This window comes from Streptomyces bohaiensis (assembly GCF_012033785.1).
Classification (GTDB): Bacteria; Actinomycetota; Actinomycetes; order Streptomycetales; family Streptomycetaceae; genus Streptomyces; species Streptomyces bohaiensis.
In genome coordinates, this window is record NZ_JAAVJC010000304.1 from 1 (window position 1) to 5,525 (window position 5,525).

The following is a 5,525-nucleotide window of genomic DNA, read 5'->3' on the forward strand; positions in this document are numbered from 1 at the left end:
GCGCGCCGCGCGCCGGAGGTGTCGCCCGAGCATCCCGGACGAGTGTCCTGCCCGGGCCGCCGGCGCACGCCCACGGCTCGCGGGATCGGTGCCCCGCCCCGTGGCTGGCGCGACCGCGCCATGCGGCAACGCGTCACCCGCCGCGCCTGTACGCGCGCATCCCGTGGTGCCTACAGTCGACCGGTGCGAAAGCGACGCGCGGCGGGCTCCCGGCCCGGCGTGCCGGCCGCTCGCACCAGTGGGAAGGACCGGTCGTGAGCGCCTCGTCAGGGCCGAACGACCGCCCCGGACCGCGGTGAGGCGGCCGCCCCCGGTCGTCGCACCGCCGGCGTGCCACCGGCAGCGCCGGCGGGTGCGACGCGGGGGTGCGTCCCCGGCTCCCGCGGAACCGGACCGCAGTCAGGCGCGGTCCCCGCGGGCCTGCGGGTTCCCGGGGTGCGGTCCGTCCGCGCCCCGGGCGCTCGGGGCGCGGACGGCGAGTGGAGTCGCCGGCCGCACCCCGCGCCGGGCCGCACCCCCGCTCCTTCCCTTCTCCACCGGGTCGCGCGGTTCCGGTGGCGGCCCCGGGGTGGTCGCCACGCGGGCGCCGCCCCGTTCGCCCCTCCCCGTCCGTCGTGCCCGTCCGTCGCGGCACGCGGCGCCGAGTGCCGCCCCCGCCCGGGGTCCGGCCGACCGGTGACGGACTCCCGCCCGGCCGGAGAGTGCGACGCCGGAACCACGCGTCAGCTCAGCCAGCCCAGTTCGACCGCCCGGACCCCGGCGCGGAACCGGCTGTCGGTGCCGAGCCGCTCCAGCAGCGCCGCGACGATGCGCGTCACCGTCCGCGGGGAGACGCCCAGTTCGCGCGCGACGGCCTCGTTGGTCCGCCCGGCCGCGATGCCGCGCAGCACCAGCAGCTCCGTGCCCTCCGGCGGCGCCACCCAGGCGCTCTCGTTCTCCAGGAACGGCACGGCCCGGTCCCAGAGATGGTCGAAAAGCGCCCCGAGGAAACCGACCAGCGCCGGCTCCCGGACCCCGACCGTGCCGCGTTCGGGCCGCTCCGGGTCGGCGGGCAGCACGGCGTGCGCGTCGTCGTAGACGAACAGCCGGGTGGGGACGGCGGAGACCGTCCGCACCTCGCCGCCCAGGGCGCACACCTCGGCGACGTGGGCGCGGAACTCCTCTGCCCCGCGGTGCACGTCGGCGCAGAGGTACCGCACGCGCACGCCCCGGCCGAGCAACTCCCGGTCCAGTGCCGGCGGATGGGCGACGGCGCCGCCCGGGGGCGAGCCGCCGTCCAACTGCGCCCGCACCGAGCGGCGGGTGCCGTGCGCCAGCCCGGCGACCTGCGCGCGCACGGCCGCGGCCCCGGTCACGTGCTCCACGCCCCGGGCACCGGACCGCAGGCCGCGCGCGTCACGGAACGGTGCGTCCAGTCCGTGCAACCGGGCCCGCGTGGTGGCGAGCGCCAGGGAGCGCTGGGCGATCTCCACCTCGGCCCGGGCGAGCACCTGCTCGGCCGCGCGTTCCGGCGGCAGCGCCGCCCACCCCGCGGGGGAGCGCAGGAGCAGGCCGAACTCCACCAGTTCGCGCTGCGCGGCGGCGACCCGGTCGGGGGGCAGCCCCGCCAGGACGGCCAGCTCCGCGTCCGGCTCGTCGGGGTGGGCCACCCGCAGCCGGTAGACCCGCACCGTCTCCTCGGCGATCGGCTCCCCGTCGGACGTGTCGGACATGCAGTGAGGGTAGCGAGCGGATGCCGGTACCACGAACCTGTCGGCCGCCCCCGCGCCGCCGCCCCGTCAGGTCACCCAGCCCAGCTGCACCGCCCGCACGCCCGCCTCGAACCGGCTGCCGGCGCCCAGCCGCTCCATCAGGTTCGCCACGATCCGTGCCACCGTCCGCTCGGAGACGCCGAGATCGGCGCTGATCACCGGGTTGGTCCGCCCCTCCGCCAGCTGCGCGAGGATCTCGCGCTCCACCGCGCTGAGGCCGAGGGGCGAGTCGCCGTCCTCGAGCAGGAAGTCGGTGGCGCGGGCCCAGTAGTACTCGTAGAGCCGCCGCAGGAAGGTCAGCACGGAGGCGTCCCGCACGACGATCACGCCGTGGCCGGTGTTCTCGTGGTCCACGGGCAGCACGGCGCAGTCCTCCCCGTAGAGGATCATGCGCGTGGGGAGGTGGCCGAGGCAGCGTGCCTGCGCCCCGGCGGCGGTGATCCTGCCGACGTACTGCCGGGTGGGCTGGTGGCGCCGCGCCCCGTACTGGAAGAGGATGCGCAGCCGGCAGCCGCGGCCCAGCGCGCGGAGGTCGCTGGGCAGCGCGGCGGCCGTGGCCTGCTCCGGCTGCGCCCCTCCGGGGGCGAGGGTGTCCACCGAGCCCGTGACCGTCCGGGAGAGGTCGTCGATGACGGCCCGGATGTTCTCCAGCCCCACCACGGTCTCGATGTCGCCGCGTTCGGACCGCAGGGAGCGCGCCTCCAGGTAGTGGCCGGAGAGCGCCTGCATCTTGGCGCGGGTCGCGCCGAGCGCCACCTGCGCCTGGAGGATCTCGTGGTCGCCGGCGGCCACCAGTTCCTCGGTGGCGGTGTCCGGGCCGACGGCGACCATGCCGCCGGCGGGCGAGGGGCGGAGCAGGCCCAGTTCCCCGAGCTCCCGCTCCGCCTCGGCGACCGCGTCGAGGGTCAGCCCGGCGCGGTCGGCCAGTTCGTCGGGGCTCGCCGTCGGGTTGGCCACGCGGATGCGGTAGACGGCGACCGCCGCGGTCGACAGACCGCTGGGGTGGGTCATGCCGGCCTCCGGTGGTGACGGGAGGCCGCGCCGGCGGCGGTGCGGCCCGCCGCGGAGCGGGCCCCGTCGGCGGTGGCGGCGCGGGTGGCGGTGCGGGGCCGCCGGGGCGGTGCGATGGCGTGCGCGTGCATGGGCGTTACGACAGCCAGCCGTTCTGCGCCGCCCGGACACCGGCCTGGAACCGGCTGTCCGCGTCCAGCCGCTCCAGGAGTGCGGAAACGATACGGCTGACCGAGCGCACCGACATGCCCAACTGGTGCGCGATGGTCTCGTTCTTCTTCCCCGAGGCCATCAGGAGCAGCACCTCGCGGTCCACGCCGGTCGGCGCGGGCCCGGAGTCCGGCTCCGCCTCGCTGAAGACCAGCGCCCGCGCCCAGTAGTGGTCGAAGAGCCGCTGCACGAAGCTGAGCACCGCGGGGTCCCGGACCAGCGCCACGCCGCGGCCGGTGACCTCCGGGTCCAGCGGCAGCACGGCGCAGTTGCGGTCGTAGATCAACAGACGGGAGGGGAGCGAGGTGATGGAACGGACCTGCGCGCCGGCCGCGGTGATGGTCGCCGCGTACTGGGCCGCCCCCGGCTTCTTCCGCGCGCTGTGCTGCAGCATGGTGCGCAGCATCACCCCGCGGGCCAGCGTCTCCAGGTCCAGCCGCTCCGCCGACCGGATGCCGGTCTCGGAGAGGGTGCCGGGGATGAACACGTCGATCGACTTGGTGGCGGTCCGCGCCAGGTCGTCGATGACCGCCAGCACGTTGTGCAGCCCCTGGATGATCTCGATGTTGCTCCGGGTGGACCGCATCGAGCGGGCCTCCAGGTAGTCGCCGGTCAGCGCGTGGAGCCGTGCGCGGGTGGCCGCCATGGCGATGCGCTTGCGCAGGATGTCCTGCTCGGCGGGGCCCAGCAGCTCATCCGCGGCGCTCTCCGGGCTGATCGCCACCCAGCCGCCCCCGGGGGAGCTGCGGATGAGCCCCAGGGCGGCGAGCTTGCCCTCCGCCTCGGTGACCTGCGACGGCCCGATCCCCAGACGCTTGGCGAGATGCTCCACGGAATCGGTGGGGTGGATCACGCGTCCCCGGTAGACCTGCGTCGCCACCGAGTCGATTTCGTCTGATTCCTGCACATTACGTCCTTGCGCGAGAGCACCGGCTGCTGGCGTCAACCTGCCAGGCAGTATGACGCCAGGGCAACTCCCTCGACTACACCTGGTGGCTTCGGTGAGCATCGGTTCCAGCAGGGTTCAAGCCTGACAACTCATGTGGATGCGGGAGTAACCGTGAAGAAGATAGCCATCAGCGCGACCGCGGCGCTGTTCGCCGTGCTCGCACTCGCCGGCACCGCCAGCGCGGCCAACTACTGGGAGGGCGAGGGCGTCGCCTCCGTCCAGCCCGCCAACTACTGGGAGTAGTCCCGACGCGTCCGGGAGCGACCCCCCACGCGCCCCGGCCGCCACTCGCCACGCCCGAACGCCTGCGCCGGCCTGCGCGGAACCAGTCAGGAGGTGGTCCCCATGACCCACCGGCAACGGACCGCGGTCCTGCTGAGCCCCCCACCCTCGGCTGTCCGTGCGGCGCGGGAGCTGGGCGTGCGCAGCCTGGTACTGGCTGCGGACCCGAGTGAGCAGTCCGTCCGGGAGGCCGCACTCCGCGCCGACGAGACGCTCGCGGTCGACTGGACGGACCACCCCCACCTCCTCGACGTCCTCAGCCATCTCGCGGACTCCCCGCCCCGGTCCGGCAGGCCCCGCGCCGCCGTGTTCGGGTTCGGGGAGCACAGCGCCCTCGCCGCTGCCCGTGCCAACGAGGCCCTCGGCCTCCCGGGCAACCCCCACGCGGCTGTCGCGTACCTCACCGACAAGGCGGCGCTCCGCGATCGGGTCAACCGGCTCTCCGCAACCCCGGTGCGGTTCGAGCGGTGTGACCGGGCCGCGGCTCTGGTGCCGGCTGCCGAACGAGTCGGCTTCCCCTGTGTGGTCAAGCCCCGCACCGGCTCGGGCGGCCGGGACGTGCACGAGCTGCGACAAGCGGCCGACGCGCACGACCTGGCCCGGCGGCTGGCACCAGAGCCCGCGTTCATCATCGAGGAGTACCTCGACGGGCCCGAGTACTGCGTCGAGGCGCACTCGGTCCGCGGCCGCCACACGGTGCTCGCGGTGGCACGCCGACACACCACCGGCGCGCCGGAGTGCGGCGACATCGGGTACGAGATCCCCGCCGACCTCGGCCGGAAGGCCCTCAAGGGCGTCGAGCAGCTGGTGCAGGCGACCCTGACCGCGGCCGGCCACCGGGTCGGGCCCTCGCACACCGAGGTCGTCCTCACCGCGCGGGGCCCGGCGCTGATCGAGTCGCACGCCCACCCCGGCGGGGACCGCATCAGCGGCCTGCTCGCCCTGGCCACCGGCGTCGACCGCTACCAGCTGGCGATCGCCGCCACCCTCGGGCTCGCCGAGCCCGAGCAGCCCGTCAGGAAGGAGCACGCCGCGGCCCGGCTGCTCCCCCTGACACGCCAGACCCTGCACGACACGGAACGGGCGGCCGACGCCCGCACCGTGCCGGGCGTGGTCTCGGTGGAACTGGACGCGCCCCTCGGCAGTCATGCTCCGGAGGCCACCAGCCGGGTCGCCGGACATGGCGTCATCACCGCGACCGGTTCCACCCCCCAGGAAGTGGCCCGCGCCCTGCGCGCCGCCGAGGACCGGCTCATCCCCGCCCGGGCCTCGGCGACGGACCACCCCCTACCGCCGCCGGCCGCCGGACCCCCGCCGGCGGC

General features: G+C 75.7%; 5 protein-coding genes. 2 read left to right on the top strand and 3 right to left on the bottom strand.

All coding sequences use genetic code 11. The features are described 5' to 3' along the window. Positions 1 to 722: 722 nt before the first annotated feature. From HCN52_RS21425 to HCN52_RS21435, 3 genes are all read right to left on the bottom strand, one after another. Positions 723 to 1,712: a helix-turn-helix transcriptional regulator gene (locus HCN52_RS21425; RefSeq protein WP_168090089.1), complete on the bottom strand. Its 990-nt coding sequence runs from the start codon at positions 1,710 to 1,712 to the stop codon at positions 723 to 725. A gap of 66 nt (positions 1,713 to 1,778) precedes the next feature. Continuing rightward, positions 1,779 to 2,762, bottom strand: coding sequence for a helix-turn-helix domain-containing protein (locus HCN52_RS21430; RefSeq protein ID WP_209314828.1), 984 nt, complete (start codon positions 2,760 to 2,762; stop codon positions 1,779 to 1,781). A gap of 136 nt (positions 2,763 to 2,898) precedes the next feature. Continuing rightward, positions 2,899 to 3,879, bottom strand: a complete 981-nt coding sequence (locus HCN52_RS21435) for a helix-turn-helix transcriptional regulator (RefSeq protein ID WP_312876820.1) — start codon at positions 3,877 to 3,879, stop codon at positions 2,899 to 2,901. A gap of 153 nt (positions 3,880 to 4,032) precedes the next feature. Here HCN52_RS21435 and HCN52_RS26015 point away from each other — a divergent pair, with 153 nt between their 5' ends. Both HCN52_RS26015 and HCN52_RS21440 read left to right on the top strand, forming a co-directional pair. After that, positions 4,033 to 4,164, top strand: coding sequence for a hypothetical protein (locus tag HCN52_RS26015; RefSeq protein WP_280923947.1), 132 nt, complete (start codon positions 4,033 to 4,035; stop codon positions 4,162 to 4,164). 102 nt (positions 4,165 to 4,266) lie between these two features. Then, on the top strand, positions 4,267 to 5,525 hold a 1,259-nt coding region (locus tag HCN52_RS21440), incomplete at its 3' end, for an ATP-grasp domain-containing protein (RefSeq protein ID WP_168090090.1).